Origin of the sequence: Endozoicomonas ascidiicola (assembly GCF_001646945.1) — a bacterium.
In the GTDB taxonomy this organism is placed as follows: Bacteria; Pseudomonadota; Gammaproteobacteria; order Pseudomonadales; family Endozoicomonadaceae; genus Endozoicomonas; species Endozoicomonas ascidiicola.
Genome location: NZ_LUTV01000006.1, coordinates 470,487 through 492,688, shown reverse-complemented (window position 1 = coordinate 492,688; position 22,202 = coordinate 470,487). Strand labels below are relative to the sequence as shown.

The following is a 22,202-nucleotide window of genomic DNA, read 5'->3' as shown; positions in this document are numbered from 1 at the left end:
TTGCTACTCGTTACCTACCCCATTATCTGGCCTGGAGACGGGAACTTACAGCGGCAAATAAGTTAACTGCTGGCCGATTGGTTAGCAAAATTGCTGAACATTGGTGCTTCCAACCATTAACGGTAACTTAGCCCTGGCACAGGCTTATGGCTCCAGCGCCTGATAACTATGGACTCGCTCAGATAGAAAATCGACTATAAAAGCCAGCCCTAAAACTACTTCTCCCCAATGCTTCATGATTAGTGATGAAGCAACGATATAGATTGATATCGTTCATAAGGAGGCAGAGTTATGAGAATCGAAGGGCCTGATCGCACATCATCACAGCCGCAACCAGAACCAGAGAACCACGGTCAGCAGAACAGGCGCACCAATAAAAGTCGAAATGGTGGTTTTGGCGAGCGGACTGTCAATAATCAACCTGGCAGCCCTGTAGACGGCCCAAGCCTTCAAGCTCGGACAGTGAGGGTGAATGCAAAGAACCAACAACCCTCAATCGCACCAAAACCATTGACAATTGAGTTGACATCGACTCCTTCCCATTCAGATGCTGTATTTCTCCAGGAGCTTGAAAAGATATTTGAGGAGAAGGGACAGGATGGTTTAGCGATCAATAAAGAGGGTATGCATCCGCTCCATTATGCTGCTAAAGAGGGGCTTATCCATTCAGTGAAATATCTGTTGGATAATGGTGATGCGCAACAACTCATCGGCCTGAAAAATGAGGAACAGAACAATCTGGTGCATCTGGCTGCTATAGCCGGGCATGCCGATTTATTGCAGTGGTTGTCCGGTCAATATGGCGTTGATGCCCTAATGGCAAAAGGAAATAGAGGTTTTACAGCCCTGCATTTTGCCGCCAAAGAGGGGCATTTGAGTTGTGTTGAACGATTGTTGGATGCTTCACCTGATAGCGTTCATATCAAAGAAGATGACGGCAGCAATGCCATGCACTGGGCAGCCTGGGCCGGAAACCTGGATGTTCTGAAGTGCATGGTGGAACGAAATGGAAAGAATATTTTTTCAGAAAAAGGAAATGAAGGTGCCAATTCACTCCATTTTGCTGTTCAGAATAATCATCTCGAATGTGTTCAATATATTTTGGAAATTTTCCATGCACTACAGTACGAAGTTGATGAATTCGGTCAAAGCCCGATCCATCGTGCGGCGATAAAGGGGCATGAGCAGTGTGTTGCTGAGCTTCTTAAAACCGGTGAAGACCTTCAAAAACTCACGGACAGTCATGGTAATACCGCTGTTCATCTTGCCGCAGCTTTCGGAAAGCTGGAGGTAATGAACTGCATAAGTAAACATGACTCCGAAACTCTGAAGGCAAAAAATAATAACGGAAACACTCCGTTGCACTTAGCTGCATCAAATGGGCATGTGCAGTGTGTTGCTGAGCTCCTTAAAACCGGTGAAGACCTTCAAAAACTCACTGATAGTAATGGTTGTACCGCTGCTCATCTCGCCGCAGCATACGGACAGCTGGAGGTAATGAACTGCATAAGTAAACATGACTCCGAAACTCTGAAGGCAAAAAATAATTACGGATACACTCCGTTGCACTTAGCTGTAGAAAATAAACGCCCCGCATGTGTAAAAGAGATATTATCTCATAATACGGTTAACAAAAATCTGAATCGCATTGATTTGTTTGGTGATATGTTTAGCAACGATGCAGAGATAATGAGGTTATTAGTTGATGCCAGAAAAAAAAATGGTGCAAAACGCATCTCATGGTCCACGGCAGATTCGAAGCCTTCCATACAGCAAAGAAAACCAAAGAATGAACTCGATGAATGGGCTTTATTTGACGCAGATGCCCCCCCGGCAAAACGTGAACGAATAGGCCAGTCCGATGAATGGCCAATGATGGAAGACAGGAAAAACGGTTTGTCATCATTAGCGACGAAGGCAGGCGCGGTATTATCGTATGTGAAACGTGTGGGCATTTACTTGTTTAATCCCGTTTATCTCGGAGAAACGAAAGAAAAGTTCCAGTCAATGGGGGATTTAAACGGTGGCGTCCAAATGGCAAAAATGCTGGAGAGTATGGGGGCTCAATCACTGGATGTGGTTCTTTCACCTCCGGATCTATCCCCATGGAGTGAGCGATCAGCCTATTCGGAATCCCAAAAGAGGGAGTACGCTGAAAAACAGAAAGTTACCCGGTATAAACTTGCCCTTCTCTGGCCAGAGTTTGACCCTGCAAAACCGCTACCACAGACTGTGATGATGGGAAAATGCGAGGTAACATTCAGGGATTGTGATGATCAACAGTTGAAGCCTGCGCCCGTAATGTTTTCGTTTATTAATGCGGATCAGCAATGCCGGGAAGTTAAAGATCTGCCGGATAGTGTTATTACTCTAAAACCTTATCGATTTAGACAGTATTTTGTGAGTATTACGACAGATATCCAAGAGAATCGGGGCAACGTTCTTCCAGTGAGCCGACCAGAAAATAGCATAATACCTGAGATTGAGCACTCTTCGAGTGTTAAGCCCGGGGTTATTAAGAGTCAACCACTGGAAACGGTGATCAACCAGTTAAATGAAAAAAGCATTTCCGGAGAGTTGAATCTCAGTGTTGTGTATGGTTTATATCGTTACGAGTTGTCAAGCGAATCACGGGGGGCAATACTGGATCAATGGATCAGCAATATTGAAGCGTATTCGGAACAGTCCGTTAACAAAAAGCCGGCTATTATTGCGGTGGCGTCTAATGTCATCTTGGAGGCTAGTCTGAAACAGTATGCAGAGGGGAATCAGTTAACACTCATTGATCTGGGTGCTATTGTTCGTGCTTCGGATGATCAGGCCGCTGCCACAGAACAGGCAATGACAGAACAGATTAATCAGCTGTCACCCGGAAAACCAGCAATCTGTATCTTGCCCAGCCTTCCAAAGCATAAGTTTGATGAGCTGGTACTGAGTAGTCGATTACCCACTCTGGCTGAAGGAGCCAATCTCACTTCATTCCTTTTGCAACATGGGCGTCCGCATCTGTCAGTACTTCCATCAGGAGACACACCCGTGGCTCAGGATATGGGCGATCCTTTCGAGGCTATGAAGGCGGAAGCGTTCTCTTATAAACTGGTGATTAATGAAAATGAGCGAGAGGTTCTGGAATGGTTAACCTCCCTGGTAAAGGATGGGAAAGACATATCGTATAGGACTGCTATTGTTAAAATCGCAGGTCTTGATAAACAGGAAGTGCCAAATCTGGCGTTTCTATGGAAGCAGCCACAGCAAAGTACCTTTCTAGAACTTGAACAGCTAACGGTTATGAAGCTTCTGAAAAAAGGGTACGCTGGTAAACTGGGTGAAACGGGGAGAAAAGCGCTGCTATCGATACTTGATCCGTCACCACAGGCATTTGAGCAGTACACACGGGATGCGATGAATAAAGATTCTGCAACAGCAAGGCACTTCGAACTCCAGAAAATGCATGTTAATGGCCCATCGTTGAATGCGGTCACTTCAGCCTTAGTTCAGCTAGGGAAGTATAAGGGCGTTATTTGAAGTGGTTCAGTGATTGTGGACATGAGGTAATGTCATCAAAGAATTGCGTCATCGGTTTCTGCCCCACTACTATATGAAATAGATTTTGAAACCCTTACGATCAATGTCGTAAGGGTTTTGTCGTTTATAACATCTTGAAAGGTATACCATGGCACAGACTGCAGCCGCTCTTCATATCCTGGTTAGACACAAAGAACAGGCCGAAGACATCATCAGTAAGCTGAAGAAAGGTGCAAATTTTGATGTGTTGGCCAAAAAGCACTCTACCTGCCCATCCGGTAAGAAAGGCGGTAGCCTGGGTGAGTTCGGAAGAGGACAGATGGTGCCAACGTTCGATAAAGTCTGCTTTACCGGTGAATTGCTGAAGCCGCACCTGGTAAAAACCAAGTTCGGCTGGCATGTGATTAAAGTGCTTTATCGAACCTGATGGGTGATTCTTATAATGCGATGATTATAAGTCAATGGTTTCCCCGTCTTCCGGTACAAGTACAAAGCTTTCTATTTTCTGATCAGTGATAAAAGTTCTCAGCTCTGTTCTAGACAGAGCTGCATGAATAGCTTTGATGGACGGATGGAGGAGCCTAATGGCTCCAGAAGAGTGGTTCTTATGGAGTAAACTCAATCTGTCCATAATCCAGCGGTTTGTCCTCTTCGTCTTCTACTTTTGGTGACAGCGATAAGTTTGGCGGGTTATCAGCGTGATGGGTTGAGAAGGATATTTTCTTTTTTACAGCTCTGCTCTCTGATGGTTGCTGCTGTTCAAGTTTCTGCACCACGGCACGAAATTTTACTGCTTGTTTATCCATACCTGGAATAAATTCAAGTGTTTCAACCATCATCTTATAGGCAGGCAGAACCTGCTGGTCATTTGGGAATGCCTTATGAAAATCTTTGAGCATTTTGGCCGTGCTGGGGAAGTCACCCTTATCAAAAAGGTATTTGGCCAGTTGATAGCGCACTTTAGCCTGTTGAGGTTTGTAGTCTGGCCAAATCAGTTTTATCTGCGGTAATGACACACCGAGCTTAAATTCCTGCTGGTTATCCATCAGCAACTGCAGGTGCTGATCTGCAAAAGACGTCAAATGTTGTTTTGATTTCAGGGAGGTTATCAGTTTGAACAGTGCGTCAGAAATCACCATGTCCCGAGGGTTTTTCTTTAGCCAGTGGCGGTAAAGCTTAATGGCTTTTTCATAGTCACCCTCTTTTACTAAAACACTCACATTGGCCTGAAGAAGCTGCTGATCAGTTCGATCAGGTTTTGTGACATCATCCTGCTCGGCAACGAACCCCAGCTTGTCCTGATACTGGAACAGGGCATAACCCATCAGATGGTACATCACCACAGAATAATAGTTGGAAACGGCGGATTGCAAAAATATGCTCATGGATTCCATATTGTCATCAATCATAAAGCTCAGTGCTTCTACAGAGCCCAGCATGATCATCAGAATCAAACACAGAAACAGGTAAGGCCAGCCAATGGTGGTCATCAATTGCAGCTGTTTGAGAGGATTGATGGCTTTAAAGAAGCTTTCTTCCATGGCCAGTAGAATAAAACTGGCAGGGATGGACAGGACAAAAAAGCAAATGGCGGCAATGCCGGCTATTGGACCGACATAAATGGCGATGACTGTAACCGATGCGATGCCAATTAATAGAATGCCGGTTATCTGTATCAGTAGTAGTAATCCACCGCCGTACGCTTCTTTAATGTCCGGTGCCTGGGTTTGCCCCATGGCCGTTTGTTGAAGACAGGTAAAGCTGTACTTGGTAATAAATGCAGACGCCAACAGCACAAACCATGGCATGATAAAGCCAAGACAGCTCAGCAGTGTTGCTGCAATAATGGCGGCAAAGCCATTACCTGAAAATGGGTATTTGAATGCCTTGTTGAGTCGTTTCCAGAAAGGCGTTGCAGTAAACGCACCTCCTTGAACACTCAGCGTATCATTGCAGACAAAGCATCGTGCCTCGCTACTTTGATGCTCTGTGCGGTTGCAATCCTGACAGGTATGGACATTGCATTGATGACAAACATAACTCGCCCCTTGCAGCGGATGATATTTACAGTACTCCATCAGCTCACCCCCTGTGATAATTGCTCGGCCAGTTGTTGATACTGTTTGGCTTTGGCAATCTCATCCTGCTGGTGATAACGGTTTGACAATTTGGTCAGTAACTTGGCCAGCATTGGTTCTTTTTGTTCTTGTTTCAATAATGGTTTGATGATGGCCTCAACGGGCGTTAAAGTCTGTGTTTCCAGCAATCTTAATCCAAGCTGTATTTGTTGTTCGGCACTTAATCTGGCTTTTGTTTCGTCATCCAGCTGTTGCCAGATTCTCAGCTGTGCCTGCACGAGTTCTGTATCGTAGCCAGAACTGTTTAACAGACGATTGACGGCTATCTGATAGGCAGGGCCACCGTCGACTTTAAGTAGATTAATCTGAATTAATAACAGTTCTGTCCGTTGGCCAGACTCTGAAAGTAATGCAGTCACTGCCTTTTGGGCAGGGCCGAATTGGAAGTCATCAATCAACCGATAGACTTTGTCGAGTTTTTCCCGATAAGGATCGATATTCTGATCCTGCTCGAGATAATCATGATCAATGCTTTCGCTTTTTAACGCCAGCGCAAGGGCTACCAGTATGCCCCCGGTAACAAAACCACCCGTGTGCGCCATATAGGCGACAGAGCTTTGGGTTTCTGAAAGAAAACTGAACACTTCTTTACCGATGTAAAACGGCAATATCAAAAGTGCCGGAGCTCGAAAGTACCCAACAAACACAAAGGCCCAATAGAAAAACTCAATCTTCTTTAATCGAAATAGTGCCAGATACATCGCCATCACGCCGGAAATTGAGCCAGAGGCTCCGACCAATGGCGTGCTACCGCTACCGGAATAGAGCTCAAGGCCGGCAAAAAGTAATCCGCCGCCAATACCGCAAAGCAAATAAAAAATCAGGAAACGAATGCTGCCCAGAGCCGCTTCGACGGCAAAACCACAAATAACAAGAAAGATCATATTGCCCAGTATGTGCATGAAACCACCATGCATAAACTGATGACTGAGTAGAGTGGTGATACTCAACTCTTTCGGTGTTAAACCAAATGCATAGGATGAAATAGACGTCAGCTGATCTTCGACAGCAAGGCGTGACCCAGACCAGACTTTGAAGTCCGCCTCAGCCCAGTTTTTACGATTATCCGCCAACCAGTGATAAAAGCCTCGATCCATCAGCAGAATATTGGTGAGAAGTTTAGGGTCTTCCTCAAACAGATTTACATACTCGGCGTAGTTCAGAGGCTCATCTTTCGAAAAACCCTTTTCCTGCAGATAGGTCAGATAGTCTTCAGCTTCTGTATCAATGAACCTCATCTCATCATAGAGTGACAAGGCCTCATAATACTTCTCGTTATCGCTGGACTGGTAGGCAAAGAATATGACGACATTCAGCAGCACAATCCCTAATAAAACCCAGGGAGGGCGCTGCCAATTTATTTTTTTCTCACTGGGCAGAACGACCACTGGCGTTACTCCTTAAAATTCCTTTTAGCTGCCATTTATTTTTATTCAGACATTCTGCCTTACAAAGTTATTACATTGCCATCTCCAACCGATAAATGGTGGCTTTAAACAGAGATTTCTGTTGGCTGTGTAAGAGATTGGAGCAGTTCTATTACCTACATTCTCCTGCGAAGAACCATTTCTGATATAGGTGGATACTGAAAGCGTGATCTAGATCAATTAGTGAGCGGTGGAAAGTACGTATTATCTGGGGTGTTGTTTTGGTGCTTACCGAAGCGTGAAGGGATTCACTGAAACGGGCTGATGGAATAAGAAACATTGTTAGCCTGTTCAGATAAAGTATAAATACCGTCCGATAAAAATAAAAAACGTTCCCTTGCTGTTTTCTAACAGCTGCTGCCTTGCCTTGTGTGAGGTTTTTTCTTGTGCTTACTTTTTTCCCGCTCAATGAAGCCCCTGACTTTGTCATTATCTGATGTATGCTGTCCTATATAACGACTGGAGAACGACGATGGATCAGGAAAGTAGAGCTGACGCAGCAATTAAAGGTGCACTGGTGGCTGATGCTGCATCTCTTGGGTTTCACTGGTTATATGATCAGGAAACAATTAAGCAGTATGGCGGAGATAAACCAGAGTTTCATGCACCGAATCGCGTTGAGTATGGTGATAAAGGGTATTTCGCTCATGATGGCAAAGAGTCTGGTGAGTTTTCCCACTATGGAGCCCAGCTTCTGGTGATGAAGGAAGCGATTGACCTTGCCGGACACTACGAAGAAAAAATCTATATAGAGTCATTCCGTCGTTGGTTTGATTTTGGTGGACAGTGGGTTGGTTATATTGACCATCCAACTCGTGGGACGTTGTTAAACATTTATGACCGCCTTGCATCAGAAGCATCATTAAATGCCTGTGGTGCAGATGATACCCAGAACCCTGCCGTGTCGAAATTGCCACCATTACTGGCGCAACATTATGGTAATCAGACATTGGATCAACTGGTGGAGTCGGCGGTGAGAGTCACCAATAATAATGATATGGCAGTTCAGTTTGCTCTGGCCTCTGCCCGTATGATCAAAGCAGCCATTGGAACCAAAACGCCTGCTGACTGTGTGCAGGCAGCCAGAGGAATACCTGATGTTGATGCCTGCATAGAAAAAGCAGAATCGATGATTAAGCAATCATCTCAGGAAGTTGCTCAAGAAGTCGGCATGCATTGCAATCTTGATGCTTCTTTCACTGTTATCACCCATCTGCTGCTGAATGCTCAAAACTATGAGCAGGCGATAAGAGAGAATATTCTCTGTGGAGGTGACAACTGTGGTCGATCAATCACTCTGGGTGCTGTTCTGGCAGCCTGTTTTCATGATTCCGATAAGGGAGTGCCTGATAATTGGATGAGCAGAACGACCTACTTTACCTCTCGTGTCTAACTTTTCAGGTATCGGCAGGAAAGACAACACCTGTTTGACGACGGATCTCAGTAATAACCTCTGCGACGGATAGGGAACGTTGAATCATCTCTTCTGACATGTTCGATTTATCAATCTGGCGAGCAAACGCCTGAGCTTCATAGAGCATCGAGTTAGCTGCTTGTTCAACAGAGTGCGTGGTGGCTGGGCATCCTCTTTTTACAACGTCAAAACCAGGGCACTCGGAGAAATGAGGAAGAATAATTGAACCACCTTCTCCCTGAATTTCACTGCTAATAAGGCCATCGGATACTTTGGAATGCTGAATCGTCACGATGAAATCGGGATAGTTCAACAGAACCGAACCCTGAGCATCTACACCGGAATCTAATAGGCAGGCTGAGGCAGAGACTGAATCAGGCTTACCAAACAAAGAAATGGCTGCCGCAACACAGTAGTAGCCAATGTCCATGATGGAACCGTTAGAAAAAGAGGGATTAAACGTATTCGGGTTTTCTCCATCAAGGTACTTTTGGTAGCGAGAGGAATACTGGCAGTAACTGAGGAAAACATGACGAAGCCTGCCTACTACAGGCAAATGTCGTTTAAGCGCAATGAAGTTGGGTAAAAATTCTGTTTTGAACGCCTCAAACAAAATCACGCCATTGTCTCTGGCTACTTGATACATTTTTTTTGCTTCATGAACATTAGAAGCGATGGGCTTTTCACAAATCACATGTTTGCCATGTTGCATCATCAAGCAGGCCTGCTCGCAATGAAGGCTATTGGGTGAAGCAATATAGACAGCCTGCACCAACGGCTCTTCAGCCAAAGCCTGTAAATCATCAAAATAGAGACAGTCTGAGGATTGCAGGCTCGAAGCGAATGTTTTTGCAGAGTCGATAGAGCGAGAGTAAACGGCCTGAAGGCTAAATCGTTCGCTTTGCAGGGCAGCATCAACGAACTTGTTGGATATCCAGTTAGTTCCGATTACAGCCAGAGTGATCATTAGTTTTCCGTCGATTAGTTTAAGTTAGACATGAGATGGTACGCATAACGTGCGGGCATTGTCTCGACCTATTATCAATATTTACTGAAAACTGATTCCATTAAAAAGGGATCTTTTGTTGGAGAAGAAAGTATTAATCTTCACGGCACATAAGAGGTTGTCGCAAAACTACAAATATCTCGTTCCCACGCAAAGCGAGGTTGTCGCAAAAGCCCTGGTTCCCATGCTTTGCGTGGGAACCCATACTTCTAACCCTTTGAAAATCCAGAGGTATGCATTCCCACGCGGAGCATGGGAACGAGGTTTCTGGAGTTTTGCGACACTTTCATAAGGCATGCAGAACCTGACTCAGGAGCTGGCCTTTTTTTGGAGAAGATAAATGCGTTTTGAGGGCAAAGTATATCGACCATGGCCTGAAGCCGAGAGTGTCTTGATACAAGTGACCGTGGGTTGCTCAATCAATACCTGTACTTTCTGCAGCATGTTCCGGGATAAAACATTTCGGATACGTGAACTGGATGACATTTTTCAGGATATTGATGCCGCCCGTCGTTATTACTCAAAAGTTGAATCCATGTTTTTGGTGGATGGCAATGTACTGGTCATCCCTACTGAGAAGTTGCTGACGATTCTGGAAAAGATTACCGACACGTTTCCAGAAATTCAGAATATTGCCATGTATGCAGGGTTTAATGACCTTCGTCGTAAGTCGGTTGATGAATTGAAAGCTTTGAAGGCTGCAGGTCTCTCCATGGTTTATACCGGTTTGGAGTCTGGAGATCCGGTGATTATCGAGCGAATCAACAAACGGGGCATGAACCGTGAGCGGATGTTGGAAGGCATGGCAAAAGCCCGTGAAGCCGGGGTTCGTGTACTTGCGTCGTTTATCTTTGGGTTAGGTGGTCGTGAGCGTTCAAAAGAGCATATTGAGGAAACCACCCGTCTGGTCAATGAAATGCGGCCAGATGAGATAGCGCCTATGGCACTGGCAATACAGCCGGGTACTGAGATGGAAGAGGAAGTGCGACGGGGAGAGTTTTTGATGCCATCCCCTCTCCAGGTATTGGAAGAGGAGAAATTTTTACTGGAAAATTTGGGTGACTTCCCCTGCTATTACTGGGGAGATCATGGCAATAATATTTCGCCCATGCGAGGAATGTTACCTCAGGCGAGGGATGCTTTTCTGGAGCGAGTGAATTTTCATATTGCCAATAATCCAGTGACGAAAAAAGAAGTGATCGAAACTTATTCTTGGTGATCCCAATAGGGTGGTGTGCCAAACAAGTGGTGAAAATAGTCAATAAATGCTTTCACCTTTGGAGATACTTGTCGTGAGCTTGGGTACACCGCCCATATTGAAGAACCGCTGATCAGAGGATAGTCTTTCAACACTTGAATCAGCGTTCCCCGCTTGAGTTGCTTGTAAACACTCCAGGTGGAGTTGAGTGACAAACCAAGCCCTTCCACACTGGCCTCCCGCATGGCGCTGCCATTATCCAGATGCAAACGGCCTGAAATTTTTACATGGGTGTCACCTTCCGGAGTCTTGAATGACCAGTTGTCTATGCCTGATAGAATAACGCAGTCGTGATTTTTGAGGTCTTCGGGGGTTTCTGGTTCGCCGTGCCTGTTTATATAGTCTGGGGATGCACAAACAATCCGACGATCCGATGCCAAAGCTCGTGCAATCAGTGTGGAGTCTTTTAACGCCGCATTGCGTATAGCGACATCAAACCCGCCGGCAACAATATCGACAACAGTGTCGCTTAAATTCAAATCAATCGAGATATCCGGATACGTTTCCAGAAAACCTTTCAGGCCTGGCACCAAGTGCATATAGCCAAACGACGCCGGAGCAGTAATACGGAGAACGCCTCTGGGTGAATAGCGACCGGAACCTACGGATGTTAGCGCCTGATCAACACTGGCCAGAACCTCCTCGGCATAAGGCAGAAAAGAAACGCCTTCTTCTGTTAGTGAAACTTTTCGTGTGGTTCGGTGAATAAGGCGAACACCAAGCTCTTCTTCCAATCTGGTGATGTAAGAGCTGGCGACTGCAGGAGAGAGCCTTAATTCTTGTCCTGCCTTACTGATATTGCTGGTGGCAGCCACCCGTACAAACAAACGAACATGGTCAATATTCATAGGCCAAAATTAAGAAATGCAACCTGCTAAACATTTTCATTATACATAATTCATTGAAACTGATTATGCGGAGGTGGGCTCAATAGGATGATTGGAGAGTGGTAGTGTATGCCCATCATCCCTTGAAGTTGGATTATCTCAATGTCTCAGCAAATCATCAGTGAACTGAGCCTGCGTTACACCACTAAAAAGTATGACGCAAACAAGCGAATTTCTGGTGACGATATGGCGATTATCAAAGAAGCACTGCGTCTTTCTCCGTCTTCCATTAATTCTCAGCCATGGAAGTTTATTATTGTTGAAAGCGACGGGGCAAAACAGCGCTTGCATGATACGTTTGTGAACAAACACCAGTTTAATCAGCCTCATGCCAAAGAGGCGTCCCATACCTTGCTGTTGGCTTACAACCCTCATTACACCAAAGATCAATACCGTAAAGTGGTGGATGTTGAGGTTAGTTCCGGCCATCTGCCCAGTGAAATGTACGATGATTTCTTGAACGGTGCTTACACCTTTGCAGAATCTAATACAGACGACCATGGTTTTAACGGCAACTGGACAAAAGCGCAGGTCTACCTGGCGCTTGGCAATATTATGCATACGTTGGCGCGTCTGGGTATTCACTCTACGCCAATGGAGGGTGTAGATCCTGAGATGATCAGTGAACTGTTTAAAGACGAATTAGGTGGCTATGTTTGTGAAGTTGCCCTCGCCATGGGCTACCCGCTGGAACTGGAAGACTATAATTTTGGCAAACCAAAAGCCCGTCTTGCTTTGGAAGATGTCATCACCGTTCTGTGATTGTGCTGTTGCACCCTCTGATGTTTTTCTTGAAACATCAGAGGGTTTCTGTCGTAAATAATGACATCGACTAAAATTCAAAAATTAATGCATTCACATTGAGCAGGTCACCATGCAAAAGAAAATTCTGATCACAGGTGCTACCGATGGAATCGGTGCAGAAACTGCAAAAGCGCTTGCTGCAATGGGGCACTCTGTACTATTGCATGGTCGTAATACTGACAAATTAATGGCAATAGCCAACGAGCTTTCTCAAATCAAGGGCGCTGGCCCTGTCGAGCAGTTCGCTGCTGACTTATCCATACTCGCCAGTGTTGATCAGCTGGCAGATGCCATTGCTCAAAAACACAATCAACTGGATATCATCATAAGTAACGCTGGCGTTTTCAAAATACCATCACCCATTACTGAAGACGGTTTGGACAGTCGGTTTGTTGTTAACACTATTGCGCCGTATCGACTGACGCAAAAACTGATGCCATTGCTAGGGCCATCTTCACGGGTGGTGAACCTGTCGTCGGCAGCTCAGGATACGGTCAATCTGGAGGCATTGGCAGGCAACGTTCATATCAATGATGATTTTACCGCCTATGCTCAAAGCAAGTTGGCGCTTACTATGTGGTCCCGGGTAATGGCTGAGTCACTTGGTGAACAAGGGCCTGCTATTATCGCCGTGAATCCGGGCTCTATGTTGGCCAGCAAAATGGTCAAAGAAGGTTTTGGGGTTGCAGGCAAGGATCTCTCCATTGGCGTAGACATTCTCTGTCGTGCAGCGTTGAGTGAGGAATTTTCCAGTGCGTCAGGGCTGTATTTTGATAATGATATCGGCGCTTTTTCTTCGCCCCATCCTGATGCTCTTAACGAAGCGAAGAATGACCGTGTCGTTAAGGCGCTTGAAGCGGTGTTGGAAAAACATCTTAAATAAAGGTAAACGCCATATCGGGTGGGAGGGCGAAGTGTTATCACGATATGGCAGCAACCCGGAAGCGACCAATAACGGTTCGGTAGAATTAGTCGATATGACGCATTTCATAAACGATAAAACTCTCGACGGCACCTTCTGTGGCATTAAGGTAATCGGTTAAGTGCGGATTTTTCATATGGATCTGCCAGAGTTCATAACTTTCCCAGTTTTCATAAAAGACGAAGTGAGCTGGATTATTATTGTCTTCATGCAGATCATATTGAATGCAGCCGTTTTCAGCACGGGTAACATCAATCAGCTTTAATAACTCCTTTTTTACCAGATCGATATGATCTTTGTTGGCAACAATGTCTGCAACGATAGTAAGTTTGTTCATGATATTTATCCAATTCGTATAAATAATTTGAAACTGTCGTATTTTTAACGGAGGGACTGGATATGTGTGCAAACCGTCCCCCGGATGTTGCGTATTTATTGATTAGAAGCTAAGGGTCCAGAAATACACGACGTACTTCATCAGTATCCGCGTACTCCTTGATTTGCTTGAGTTTCTGTCCTTCGACAATAATCAGGTAGTGATAGAGGTTATGGTAGTGACGACCGTTTTTCAGATCCGCATTGGATTCCATTTCCAGAGCAACACGATTACCTTCTATGGTCCACCCGTTATAGGTGACACTTAAACCGTACGTGGCGTCCGCCACCGTTTGCATCAGGCCTTGTATACCTTGCTTATCCATATGCCCGGAAACGGGTAAACCGCCATGTTGTCCCATCATTTGCCAATCAATATCATCAGTGACCATGCTCATCACTTCGTCAACATTGCCGGCACAAAACTGATCGAAAAATTGTTCGACCAGTTGCCGATGTGCTGATTTCATATTTGGACCTAATTGATTTCTTGAATATCAACGACCAGCTGATTCCAGTTGTGCTGATTCTCCATGCTGTATTGCGCTTTGTTATCATCGGCATAGACAAAGCGTTTAATGGTTGGCGTGTGGCTGGTACATTGATACAACCAATAAGCTTCGGATTTGAGCGCCTGATCAATGGGCTGATCGATGGATTCATAGACCATTTTCTTACAGGCGTTGATGGAGTCGGCTGGCCATTTGGCGATTCGGCTTGCCAGTTCTTCGACATAAGGACCAATTTCGTTGGCATCAAAGGCTTTGTTAATAGTGCCATAGGCTTCTGCTTCATCGGCACTGAAATCGCGGGCACTTAACACGATTTCTAATGCTCTTCCCAAGCCGGCTTGGCGTGCCATTCGTGAAGTACCACCGCCACAGGGCAAGATGCCCATCGCCACTTCCATTTGCATCAACTTGTACTTACCTCTTACGGCAAAGCGCATATCACAAGCCAGGGCAAACTCATGGCCGCCACCCCGGGCGTAGCCTTCTAATTTGGCAATGGTTGCCTGTGGTAGTTTACTGACTCGTTCTAGCACTGCCTGAAGATCAAGGAGCTTGGCCTCATCGCGAGACACAGCCTCTTCGGACATGTCTCTGAGCAAATCGGTATCGTAATGACAAACCCAGATATCAGGGTTAGCAGACTGAAAGACCACCACCTTGACGCTGCGGTCACGTTCCAACCGCAGGCAGAGGCTGGCGAGATCTGCCAGCATTTCCTGTCCTTGAACATTGACTGGAGGGAAATCAAAAGTTACCCAGGCGACGCCGTTGATAATATCAACGCCAAATGTCGTAAAGTTTTTGTACTCCATCACTTCACCTCGTATGAACTAAATCAAGGATGTTTGTGTTAGACACCCCGTCTTTAGAGGTTGTTGCAAAACCCCAAACATCTCGTTCCCACGCAAAGCGAGGCTGTCGCAAAACCCCTGATTCCCATGCTTTGCGTGGGAATCCATACATCTATCTCTTTGAAAATTAAGAGTTATGCATTCCCACGCAAAGCATGGGAACGAGAAGTATGGGGTTTTGCGACAACCTCGGAGCATGGGAACGAGAAGTATGGGGTTTTGTGACAACCTCAAAGCATGGGAATCAGAACTATTGCGACAGCCTCCTTTACTCTTTAAAAACGACTTTAGTCGTTTTGTAGGATTAGCACTTTAGAGTGTAGACAGTGAATGGGGTGATTGGGTTGTTTTTTTATGCTCAATTGATTTGTTTTCGTTAAGTCATTCCCCATGAGCTAATTGATCGTTAAATCTTCAAAATTCTGTCACAAACGAGCAATCTTACTGTCATTGTCTTCCCGTGTAATAACTCTGGATTTGCAGTAATCACAAAGGCAACCAGAGGCATAAAAACGACAATGAGCAAATTTACCTTTGATCCGACAATTTATAATAAAAGCAAGAATAAACCCATGTCGTCAGTACTGGAGGCAGAGATTAGTCGTCGTTCAGTGCTTAAGCGCACTGCGATGGTGACGGCGTTTGCAGCCTTGGCAGGGACTGGTTTAACGGCGTGCAGAAGTGACGACAACACCGGTTCATCGTCGTCTGGTGCAACGAATTCTGAAGACCCATTAACCTTGGGTTTTGAGTCTATTCCCGGCGCAAAACTGGATGCGATCGTGGTTCCTGCCGGTTATACAGCAACCGTTCTGGCTCCCTGGGGAACGCCACTGAATGATGCAGCAGATGCGTGGAAAAACGATGGGTCGAATACCTCGGTTGATCAGTTGAATGCCATGGGAATGCATCATGATGGAATGCATTTTTTCCCCATTGGGGATGGTGTTGATGAGGGCGTGTTGTGCATTAATCATGAGTACATCAGCACATCTGCGCTTCACTCAAGCGCCCCTGTCACGACGGATAATGAGCGGAGGGAAAAAGCTCGAAAAGAAATTAACGCTCATGGTGTGTCGGTGGTTCATATCAAGCTGGTAAACGACACCTGGGATGTGGTTGCTGGAAGTAATCTGAACAGGCGATTTACGTCGGCTACCGAAATGGATATAGCCGGGCCTATTGCCGACAGTGATCTTGATTTTTTGGTTACCCGTTACACGGTAGAGCAGGGGAATAAGAAAATTGCCCGGGGAACCAACAATAATTGTGGTAATGGCCATACGCCCTGGGGCACTTACCTCACCTGTGAAGAAAACTGGCCGGGCTACTTTGTGCGGACAGATAATAGATCACAATGGACGGCGGAACAGCGAAGAATGGGTATCAGTAATCGTGGTAACCGATATGGTTGGCACACCCTACCGGATGACAGTATTACCGGAGAATTCTCGCGCTTCAATATCACGCCATCCGGCACCGACGCCAATGATGATTTTCGCAATGAAGCAAACGGTCATGGATATATAGTTGAAATTGATCCCTATAACCCCGCTTCACGGGCAGTAAAGCGCACAGCTTTGGGCCGCTTCCGCCATGAGGATTGTTCGTTTGGCAATGTAGAAGCAGGAAAACCAGTGGTTTTCTATTCAGGGCATGATGGCCGTTTCGAATATATTTATAAATTTGTGTCGAAGGCACTTTGGAATCCTGCGGATGCAGATCCATCTGACAGATTGGCGACAGGCGCTAAATATATGAATGAAGGCACACTCTACGTTGCTCGATTTTCACAAGGTGGTGAAGGCAGCTGGTTGGCGCTGACACCTGAGAGTGTAACAGAAGATAATCGTCGTCTGGGCGATGTTGATGGTTTTGGTACGCTTGCTGAAATTCTACTGAATGCTCCTGGCGCAGCCGACCTGATGGGGGCGACCCCCATGGATCGCCCCGAATGGACGGCAGTTGACCCTAAAAATGGTGCCGTATATGTCACGTTGACCAATAACACCCGACGTGATGACGACGACTCCGATTCTGATAACGATACCAATGTTGCCAATCCGAGAGCGAATAACCGGTTTGGTCATATTATTCGTTGGACGGAACGCAGTGATGCCACCACGTTTGACTGGGAGTTCTTTCTGTTTGGTTCGCCTGCTAATGGCGATGCAGAAATAAACCTTTCAGGTTTGAACTCTACTAATGAACTGGCTAGCCCAGATGGTTTGGTGTTTGATAAACGAGGTATTCTCTGGGTTCAGACCGATAATGGTGCGGATGAGGTTGAAGATAACACCAATGACCAGATGCTTGCTGTTATTCCTACCCAGTTAAATCAGGCCGAAGGTAACTCTCCGGTAATTAATGAAGGTAACCAGGATCAACTTAAACGTTTTTTTGTAGGGCCTAATGATTGTGAAGTCACTGGACTGGCCTTCAATGCTGATAACACGACATTCTTCGTTAATATTCAGCATCCTGGGAATTGGCCCTATTCTTCTAATGCTGCGGAAGCTACGCCTCAAGGTGTGTCTGTACGACCTCGTGCCGCCACCGTAGTCATTCGACGTGAAGATGGTGGTGAGATTGGTCTTTAAAGGAGATGGTCTATACCCGTCGCCTTTCAAGTCGCTACTTTGTTGGCTGCGCTCGCTCACCCCGATCACCTACTATTTGTAGGCTCACGGGACCCGAGGGCCTAAAGGCTTCGCTCACTTGCCGCCGCGTAGCAACTTGAAATGCTTTGGGTCTATGAACCTTGGTGGAGTCAGTTTCTGGCAGCTATTGATTATTCTATTGGTGGTTGTTTTGGTGTTTGGCACGAAGCGATTACGAGGTTTCGGTTCAGACCTTGGAAACGCTATCAAGGGCTTTAGGCAGTCTGTAAAAGAAGATGACCTTCTACGTAGCCGGGAAAAATGATTTTTGCGAATAGAAATAAGTGTTGATCCGGATTAGTCACAAAAAAATTGATCTGGATCAATTAATTTATTTCGGAAACTACGTAAGATTCAGTTGTCGATTGAGTGGAAGCCGAACCGGTATAGCGGACAATAAGAACGATTCAGTGTCAGCGCCGGGTTAAAAGAATAACCTCCACCCAATAACAATAAAAAGACCATTGCTGTTTGGCAGCTAGAAACCCTTGCTTCGGCAGGGGTTTTTTATTTCTAAAAGACTCAAGTCGTTTGTTTATTCATTGCTTCTGTAGCTTCCTCTATTTCTGAGCGGGGATCAATCTGTGCGATGACGGGTGTTGTTCTGGTAACGGGCACAAAGGGCTGTTCTTCGCTGGAATAAATAACAGGACGGTATGGCATTCTGGCCAGAAAGAAGACGCCTGTCATTCCCAGAGTGACGATGAAATAGGCCATTAAGCCGTCAGGAATATAATCCATGGAAAGTGATGCCATAACAGGGCCGATACAGGCTCCAAGGCTGTATGCCAACAGCAATCCCTGAGTTCCGGCAACAATATCATCCGGGTGCATGTGATCGCAGCCATGGCTGATTGCCAGTGGATATAGTGTGAAAGTGGCACCACCAAACAGGAAGAGTAAAGGGATGTTTAGCCAACTGTTATCTGGCGTCATAATCAGGCAGAAGCAAGTCAGACAGCCGAGCAACATCACGGCGACGAGCACCTTTCTCCGATCAATAATGTCGGACAAATAACCCACGGGAAACTGTAGTGCCATTCCGCCCAGCATCGTGATGGCAAGAAAGAGTGCTACCCGATAGTCATCGCTGCCACTTTGTTTGACCAGATAGATAGGAAGCAAAGAATAAAGCCCGCCGAGCACCAGCCCGCCCGCGAAACACCCGAGCACGCCGGAGGGCGTTAATTGGAACAGTTTTCTAAAACCCAGTGTCGATGCCTGTTCAATTTCTGGTGTAGGAATACGATTAATGGCTGGTGGTAAGATGGACAACGAAAGCAGAATACCAATGAGAATAAACGGCGTTAGACTACTGCTATCCAGAACCCCGACAAATAATTGACCAATGGCGTTAGCACCGTAGAGTGACACCATGTAGAAGGATAAAACACGACCACGGTTGTTAGCGTTGCTTTCACAGAGCAGCCAGGATTCCACCACGACAAAAATGCCAGCCACCGCCATACCATTTAAAAACCGCAGAACTAACCAGCTGGCTGTGTGTTCCGACAATGCCAAGCTCAGCACGGTAGCGCAAAGCACAGACATAAACAGAGCAAAGGAACGAATGTGGCCAATGGCGGCAACAATGCTTTCGGAGCGAAAAGACCCTGCCAGCAGGCCAAGATAATAGGCGGTGCCCATTAAGCCGGCCAGAAAATCATCACCACTGTTGGCGTTGATTCGCAGTGGGATCAGTGTGGTCAGGTAACCACTGGCCAAGGCAAAAATGAACATACCAGAAAGCGGGGCAACAAATCGCATCATAGCTTGTAGCCTGATCTATAAAGTGAAAATCGGATTCAGCGTAAAAAATCAATCAAGGGCATTGTCAGTGGTGGGTGTTTGCTGTTTGATCGGCTTTAGTCTCACAGTGAATATATGACAGAGGATTACCAGGCTGATGTTCACACCCAGGGCCACCAAGCCAGAGCTGATGCCCTGCAGCGATTGGTAACCATGAGCCAGCAGCCAGGTTAACGTCAGTAAGCCTGCACATAGCCCAATCAGTATCGACTTTGAAGACACGTGTCGCCAGTGTAGGGCGATAAAAAATACCGGCACGCACTGAACCAGAATTTCCAGCTTTAGCTCCAGTAGTCTCCAGAGAGTAATGTCACGATTCAGGGCTAGCAGGGTAACCATAATCATTAGAAACGCGGTGAGGATTTTGTCGTAAAAAAGCCCTGTGTGTTGAGGTGTTGTCTTCAAATCTCGCCGAATGATCGACACAAGGGACAGTAAAACTGAGTCCGCTGTGGACATGATGGCGGCCAGAATCGCCAGCAGCACCAGTACCGATGCAACCCGGTTCCAGATGCTGCTGGTTCCCCAGTGTTCCAGTAATCTTGGCAATACCTGGTCAGCACTGAGAGCACTTTCAAAGGGAAAAAGAGCGATGGCAGACCAGCCAGTTAACAGTGCCACCAAGCTGGTAAGAAATGACAAAATGCCAAGGGCTGCCAAGGCGCGATAAAGAGATTGATCGGATGAGGCAGCAAAGATGCGTTGCAGGGTCTGAGGATAAATAGTGATGGCTAGCCCGGTCATGATGATAAGGCTGAACCATTTGGTCATTTTATCGGGTGTAGGAATAGAAGTACTTTCAGGCCGAAACTGGTTAATGTTGGCTGCCAGATTATCCAGTCCACCGGATGAGTCGATAATCCAAATACCGAGCAGGGAAAACCCGATAATCATAATCAATCCCTGAATCATGTCGGTCCAGGCAACGGCTCTCAGGCCACCTAACACATCGTAGGCAAAGATGATCAAAGTAAAGCTGATAACACCGGTTTCATAAGAAATTGTGTTTTCCGTCATAACGGCAACGATTTCACCGGCTGCCTTTAATTGAGCAAAAAGATAGTTGCCCAGTGCGGCAATTAATACGACAGTTACCAAGATTCTCAGTGTATTTTCCTGCTCACCAAAGCGAAATCGCACCCAGTCACCGGGCGTCACAAATTGATGTTTAATGCTCAGTGGCCTGAGTTTGGGGACCAGCCAGTGAAAGGCGGTGGTAATACCAGCGGCCATTCCGGAATAAATGACCCATAGATACCCTGCTTTATAGGCTTGACCACTCAAACCCAGAATATTGCCGCTGATGGTGGTGGCATAGATGGTTAAAAGAAGAACCAAAAAGCCCAGAGACCGGTCAGCAAGATAATGTTCAGACGCAGTATTGTTGACGTTACATCGATTGGCTTTCACGCAAGCGGGTATCAGTAATAAAAGATACAGGGCAATTGCGAGCAGGCTGTAGGTAACGGGTGACATAACTTAGATATCGTCTCTGCTACTTTCTGGAGGAAAGAATAGCCATATGCTCGCGCTGATGATGGAAAGAGCCAGATAGCACAGAATGGCAATGAGCGCCCAATCCGGCATGCCTGATTGCTGTGAGGCATCAGTGTTGGCATCCGTATCTCTGTACCAGGGTACGGAGATAATGAGCAAAATGGGTAGCAGAAGTAACAGTATCTTCCTGATTTTATGGGGCATGGTTTTAAGGACTCTGCGCTGCATATCAACAAACATTATGGAGTATGACTATTTTTTAAACGATAGTTCCATATTGAGTCAGGTTGAGATAAACCTCATCAAGTTGTCTTGGCGATGATATTTTCATTGTCATCTGTGTTGGCCTGCTGGCCATAGAATTTCACCAACCGTTTAATACGGGGGCGACCGTTGGAAAGCCGATAGCGGTTGGTATCCCGCAAGCTGTAGACACACCCACAATACTCTTGTTGATAGAAGGCTTCTTGCTTGGAAATCTCGATCATCCTCTGACTGCCCCCTTGTTTGCGCCAGTTATAGGTCCAGTACTGAATGCCGGGATAATGGCTGGCGGAGCGAATACCGCAGTCATTGATCTGGTTCATATCCTTCCAGCGTGAAATGCCCAACGTGCTGGATATCACCGAAAAGTCATGTTCATGGGCATACAGCGCAGTTCTTTCAAAGCGCATATCAAAACAAACGGTACAACGTTGGCCTCGCTCTGGCTCATTCTCAAGACCACGGGTGCGTTGAAACCAGTTCTCGGTGTCGTAATCCGCATCAATAAACGGAATGGATAGTTTGTTGCACTGTCGTTTGTTTTCATCCTTGCGGAGTTCGTACTCTTCCAGCGGGTGAATATTTGGATTGTAGAAGAACACTGTCTGATGAATTCCAGATGCCTTGATGGCTTCGATCACTTCTCCAGCACAGGGTGCGCAACAGGAATGCAGCAGCACCGATTCAGCGTCATCTGGTAGAGATAGCAGGGGGCGCTGGTATTGATCCAGAGAGAGGGGATTGCTCATCTCCAGAGCTCCTTTTTAGTCGGTTAGATAATAAACAGCATTGAGTGTAGATGATGTCTGAACACTGGGGCAGGGAATCCATTGGTGCCAATAATTTTGAACTA

The 22,202-nt window shown here is 46.1% G+C and carries 19 protein-coding genes; 8 read left to right on the top strand and 11 right to left on the bottom strand.

All coding sequences use genetic code 11. The features are described 5' to 3' along the window. Window positions 1-291: 291 nt before the first annotated feature. Both AKL11_RS19050 and AKL11_RS19045 read left to right on the top strand, forming a co-directional pair. Window positions 292-3,525: an ankyrin repeat domain-containing protein gene (locus tag AKL11_RS19050; RefSeq protein ID WP_067520434.1), complete on the top strand. Its 3,234-nt coding sequence runs from the start codon at window positions 292-294 to the stop codon at window positions 3,523-3,525. A 148-nt stretch (window positions 3,526-3,673) separates the two neighbouring features. Beyond that, on the top strand, window positions 3,674-3,952 hold the full coding sequence (locus AKL11_RS19045) for a peptidylprolyl isomerase (protein WP_067520432.1): 279 nt from the start codon (window positions 3,674-3,676) through the stop codon (window positions 3,950-3,952). 178 nt (window positions 3,953-4,130) lie between these two features. On the opposite strand, the gene AKL11_RS19040 is transcribed toward AKL11_RS19045, so the two are convergent. Both AKL11_RS19040 and AKL11_RS19035 read right to left on the bottom strand, forming a co-directional pair. Then, window positions 4,131-5,603, bottom strand: coding sequence for a hypothetical protein (locus tag AKL11_RS19040; RefSeq protein ID WP_067520430.1), 1,473 nt, complete (start codon window positions 5,601-5,603; stop codon window positions 4,131-4,133). Beyond that, entirely contained in the window at window positions 5,603-7,051 is a 1,449-nt protein-coding gene (locus AKL11_RS19035; RefSeq protein ID WP_067520427.1) for a rhomboid family intramembrane serine protease, read from the bottom strand. The genes AKL11_RS19040 and AKL11_RS19035 overlap by 1 nt, the downstream gene beginning before the upstream one ends. 511 nt (window positions 7,052-7,562) lie before the next feature. Here AKL11_RS19035 and AKL11_RS19030 point away from each other — a divergent pair. After that, window positions 7,563-8,483, top strand: a complete 921-nt coding sequence (locus AKL11_RS19030; RefSeq protein ID WP_067520425.1) for an ADP-ribosylglycohydrolase family protein — start codon at window positions 7,563-7,565, stop codon at window positions 8,481-8,483. A gap of 4 nt (window positions 8,484-8,487) precedes the next feature. Here AKL11_RS19030 and AKL11_RS19025 read toward each other — a convergent pair whose 3' ends face one another. Next, window positions 8,488-9,471: a Gfo/Idh/MocA family protein gene (locus AKL11_RS19025; protein ID WP_067520422.1), complete on the bottom strand. Its 984-nt coding sequence runs from the start codon at window positions 9,469-9,471 to the stop codon at window positions 8,488-8,490. Between the two features lie 379 nt (window positions 9,472-9,850). Here AKL11_RS19025 and AKL11_RS19020 point away from each other — a divergent pair, with 379 nt between their 5' ends. Continuing rightward, on the top strand, window positions 9,851-10,729 hold the full coding sequence (locus tag AKL11_RS19020; protein ID WP_067520420.1) for a radical SAM protein: 879 nt from the start codon (window positions 9,851-9,853) through the stop codon (window positions 10,727-10,729). Here AKL11_RS19020 and AKL11_RS19015 read toward each other — a convergent pair. Beyond that, a complete protein-coding gene (locus AKL11_RS19015) occupies window positions 10,717-11,616 on the bottom strand; it encodes a LysR family transcriptional regulator (protein WP_067520417.1) in 900 nt (299 codons plus the stop codon). The genes AKL11_RS19020 and AKL11_RS19015 overlap by 13 nt on opposite strands. A 141-nt stretch (window positions 11,617-11,757) precedes the next feature. Between AKL11_RS19015 and AKL11_RS19010 the strand changes: the two genes are divergently transcribed. Together AKL11_RS19010 and AKL11_RS19005 are read left to right on the top strand one after the other, a co-directional pair. Further along, window positions 11,758-12,417 carry an NAD(P)H-dependent oxidoreductase gene (locus AKL11_RS19010; protein ID WP_067520415.1) on the top strand — a complete coding sequence of 220 codons (660 nt, stop codon included), beginning with the start codon at window positions 11,758-11,760 and terminating at the stop codon, window positions 12,415-12,417. A gap of 112 nt (window positions 12,418-12,529) precedes the next feature. Beyond that, entirely contained in the window at window positions 12,530-13,342 is an 813-nt protein-coding gene (locus AKL11_RS19005; protein ID WP_067520412.1) for an SDR family NAD(P)-dependent oxidoreductase, read from the top strand. An 85-nt stretch (window positions 13,343-13,427) separates the two neighbouring features. On the opposite strand, the gene AKL11_RS19000 is transcribed toward AKL11_RS19005, so the two are convergent. From AKL11_RS19000 to AKL11_RS18990, 3 genes are all read right to left on the bottom strand, one after another. Further along, complete coding sequence (locus AKL11_RS19000; RefSeq protein ID WP_067520410.1) at window positions 13,428-13,718, bottom strand: putative quinol monooxygenase; 291 nt, start codon at window positions 13,716-13,718, stop codon at window positions 13,428-13,430. A gap of 109 nt (window positions 13,719-13,827) precedes the next feature. After that, complete coding sequence (locus AKL11_RS18995) at window positions 13,828-14,226, bottom strand: nuclear transport factor 2 family protein (RefSeq protein WP_067520408.1); 399 nt, start codon at window positions 14,224-14,226, stop codon at window positions 13,828-13,830. An 8-nt stretch (window positions 14,227-14,234) separates the two neighbouring features. Next, window positions 14,235-15,080 (bottom strand): enoyl-CoA hydratase/isomerase family protein, encoded by an 846-nt coding sequence (locus tag AKL11_RS18990; protein ID WP_067520406.1) that lies wholly within the window; start codon window positions 15,078-15,080, stop codon window positions 14,235-14,237. Between the two features lie 557 nt (window positions 15,081-15,637). On the opposite strand from AKL11_RS18990, the gene AKL11_RS18985 reads away from it, so the two are divergent. Beyond that, window positions 15,638-17,719, top strand: coding sequence for a PhoX family protein (locus tag AKL11_RS18985; protein ID WP_067520404.1), 2,082 nt, complete (start codon window positions 15,638-15,640; stop codon window positions 17,717-17,719). A 154-nt stretch (window positions 17,720-17,873) separates the two neighbouring features. After that, window positions 17,874-18,044, top strand: coding sequence for a twin-arginine translocase TatA/TatE family subunit (gene tatA, locus AKL11_RS24750; protein WP_095210524.1), 171 nt, complete (start codon window positions 17,874-17,876; stop codon window positions 18,042-18,044). 257 nt (window positions 18,045-18,301) lie between these two features. Here the strand turns inward: tatA and AKL11_RS18980 are convergent, their stop codons facing one another. The 4 genes from AKL11_RS18980 to AKL11_RS18965 form a co-directional block, all read right to left on the bottom strand. Beyond that, a complete protein-coding gene (locus AKL11_RS18980) occupies window positions 18,302-19,549 on the bottom strand; it encodes an MFS transporter (protein WP_067520401.1) in 1,248 nt (415 codons plus the stop codon). Window positions 19,550-19,597: 48 nt separating this feature from the next. Next, a complete protein-coding gene (locus tag AKL11_RS18975; RefSeq protein WP_067520399.1) occupies window positions 19,598-21,064 on the bottom strand; it encodes a sodium:solute symporter family protein in 1,467 nt (488 codons plus the stop codon). Between the two features lie 3 nt (window positions 21,065-21,067). After that, window positions 21,068-21,313 (bottom strand): hypothetical protein, encoded by a 246-nt coding sequence (locus tag AKL11_RS18970; protein WP_157674211.1) that lies wholly within the window; start codon window positions 21,311-21,313, stop codon window positions 21,068-21,070. 74 nt (window positions 21,314-21,387) lie between these two features. Next, on the bottom strand, window positions 21,388-22,098 hold the full coding sequence (locus AKL11_RS18965; RefSeq protein WP_095210523.1) for an epoxyqueuosine reductase QueH: 711 nt from the start codon (window positions 22,096-22,098) through the stop codon (window positions 21,388-21,390). Window positions 22,099-22,202: the final 104 nt, after the last annotated feature.

What these genes read in the sequence shown, in the direction of transcription:
- AKL11_RS19045 (WP_067520432.1), top strand. Translation starts at nt 3,674, where the DNA reads ATGGCACAGACTGCAGCCGCTCTTCATATCCTGGTTAGACACAAAGAA.
- AKL11_RS19010 (WP_067520415.1), top strand. Translation starts at nt 11,758, where the DNA reads ATGTCTCAGCAAATCATCAGTGAACTGAGCCTGCGTTACACCACTAAA.
- tatA (WP_095210524.1), top strand. Translation starts at nt 17,874, where the DNA reads ATGAACCTTGGTGGAGTCAGTTTCTGGCAGCTATTGATTATTCTATTG.
- AKL11_RS19005 (WP_067520412.1), top strand. Translation starts at nt 12,530, where the DNA reads ATGCAAAAGAAAATTCTGATCACAGGTGCTACCGATGGAATCGGTGCA.
- AKL11_RS18970 (WP_157674211.1), bottom strand. Translation starts at nt 21,313, where the DNA reads ATGCAGCGCAGAGTCCTTAAAACCATGCCCCATAAAATCAGGAAGATA.
- AKL11_RS19000 (WP_067520410.1), bottom strand. Translation starts at nt 13,718, where the DNA reads ATGAACAAACTTACTATCGTTGCAGACATTGTTGCCAACAAAGATCAT.
- AKL11_RS18995 (WP_067520408.1), bottom strand. Translation starts at nt 14,226, where the DNA reads ATGAAATCAGCACATCGGCAACTGGTCGAACAATTTTTCGATCAGTTT.
- AKL11_RS18985 (WP_067520404.1), top strand. Translation starts at nt 15,638, where the DNA reads ATGAGCAAATTTACCTTTGATCCGACAATTTATAATAAAAGCAAGAAT.
- AKL11_RS19015 (WP_067520417.1), bottom strand. Translation starts at nt 11,616, where the DNA reads ATGAATATTGACCATGTTCGTTTGTTTGTACGGGTGGCTGCCACCAGC.
- AKL11_RS18975 (WP_067520399.1), bottom strand. Translation starts at nt 21,064, where the DNA reads ATGTCACCCGTTACCTACAGCCTGCTCGCAATTGCCCTGTATCTTTTA.
- AKL11_RS18980 (WP_067520401.1), bottom strand. Translation starts at nt 19,549, where the DNA reads ATGATGCGATTTGTTGCCCCGCTTTCTGGTATGTTCATTTTTGCCTTG.
- AKL11_RS19030 (WP_067520425.1), top strand. Translation starts at nt 7,563, where the DNA reads ATGGATCAGGAAAGTAGAGCTGACGCAGCAATTAAAGGTGCACTGGTG.
- AKL11_RS19040 (WP_067520430.1), bottom strand. Translation starts at nt 5,603, where the DNA reads ATGGAGTACTGTAAATATCATCCGCTGCAAGGGGCGAGTTATGTTTGT.
- AKL11_RS18965 (WP_095210523.1), bottom strand. Translation starts at nt 22,098, where the DNA reads ATGAGCAATCCCCTCTCTCTGGATCAATACCAGCGCCCCCTGCTATCT.
- AKL11_RS19025 (WP_067520422.1), bottom strand. Translation starts at nt 9,471, where the DNA reads ATGATCACTCTGGCTGTAATCGGAACTAACTGGATATCCAACAAGTTC.
- AKL11_RS18990 (WP_067520406.1), bottom strand. Translation starts at nt 15,080, where the DNA reads ATGGAGTACAAAAACTTTACGACATTTGGCGTTGATATTATCAACGGC.
- AKL11_RS19020 (WP_067520420.1), top strand. Translation starts at nt 9,851, where the DNA reads ATGCGTTTTGAGGGCAAAGTATATCGACCATGGCCTGAAGCCGAGAGT.
- AKL11_RS19050 (WP_067520434.1), top strand. Translation starts at nt 292, where the DNA reads ATGAGAATCGAAGGGCCTGATCGCACATCATCACAGCCGCAACCAGAA.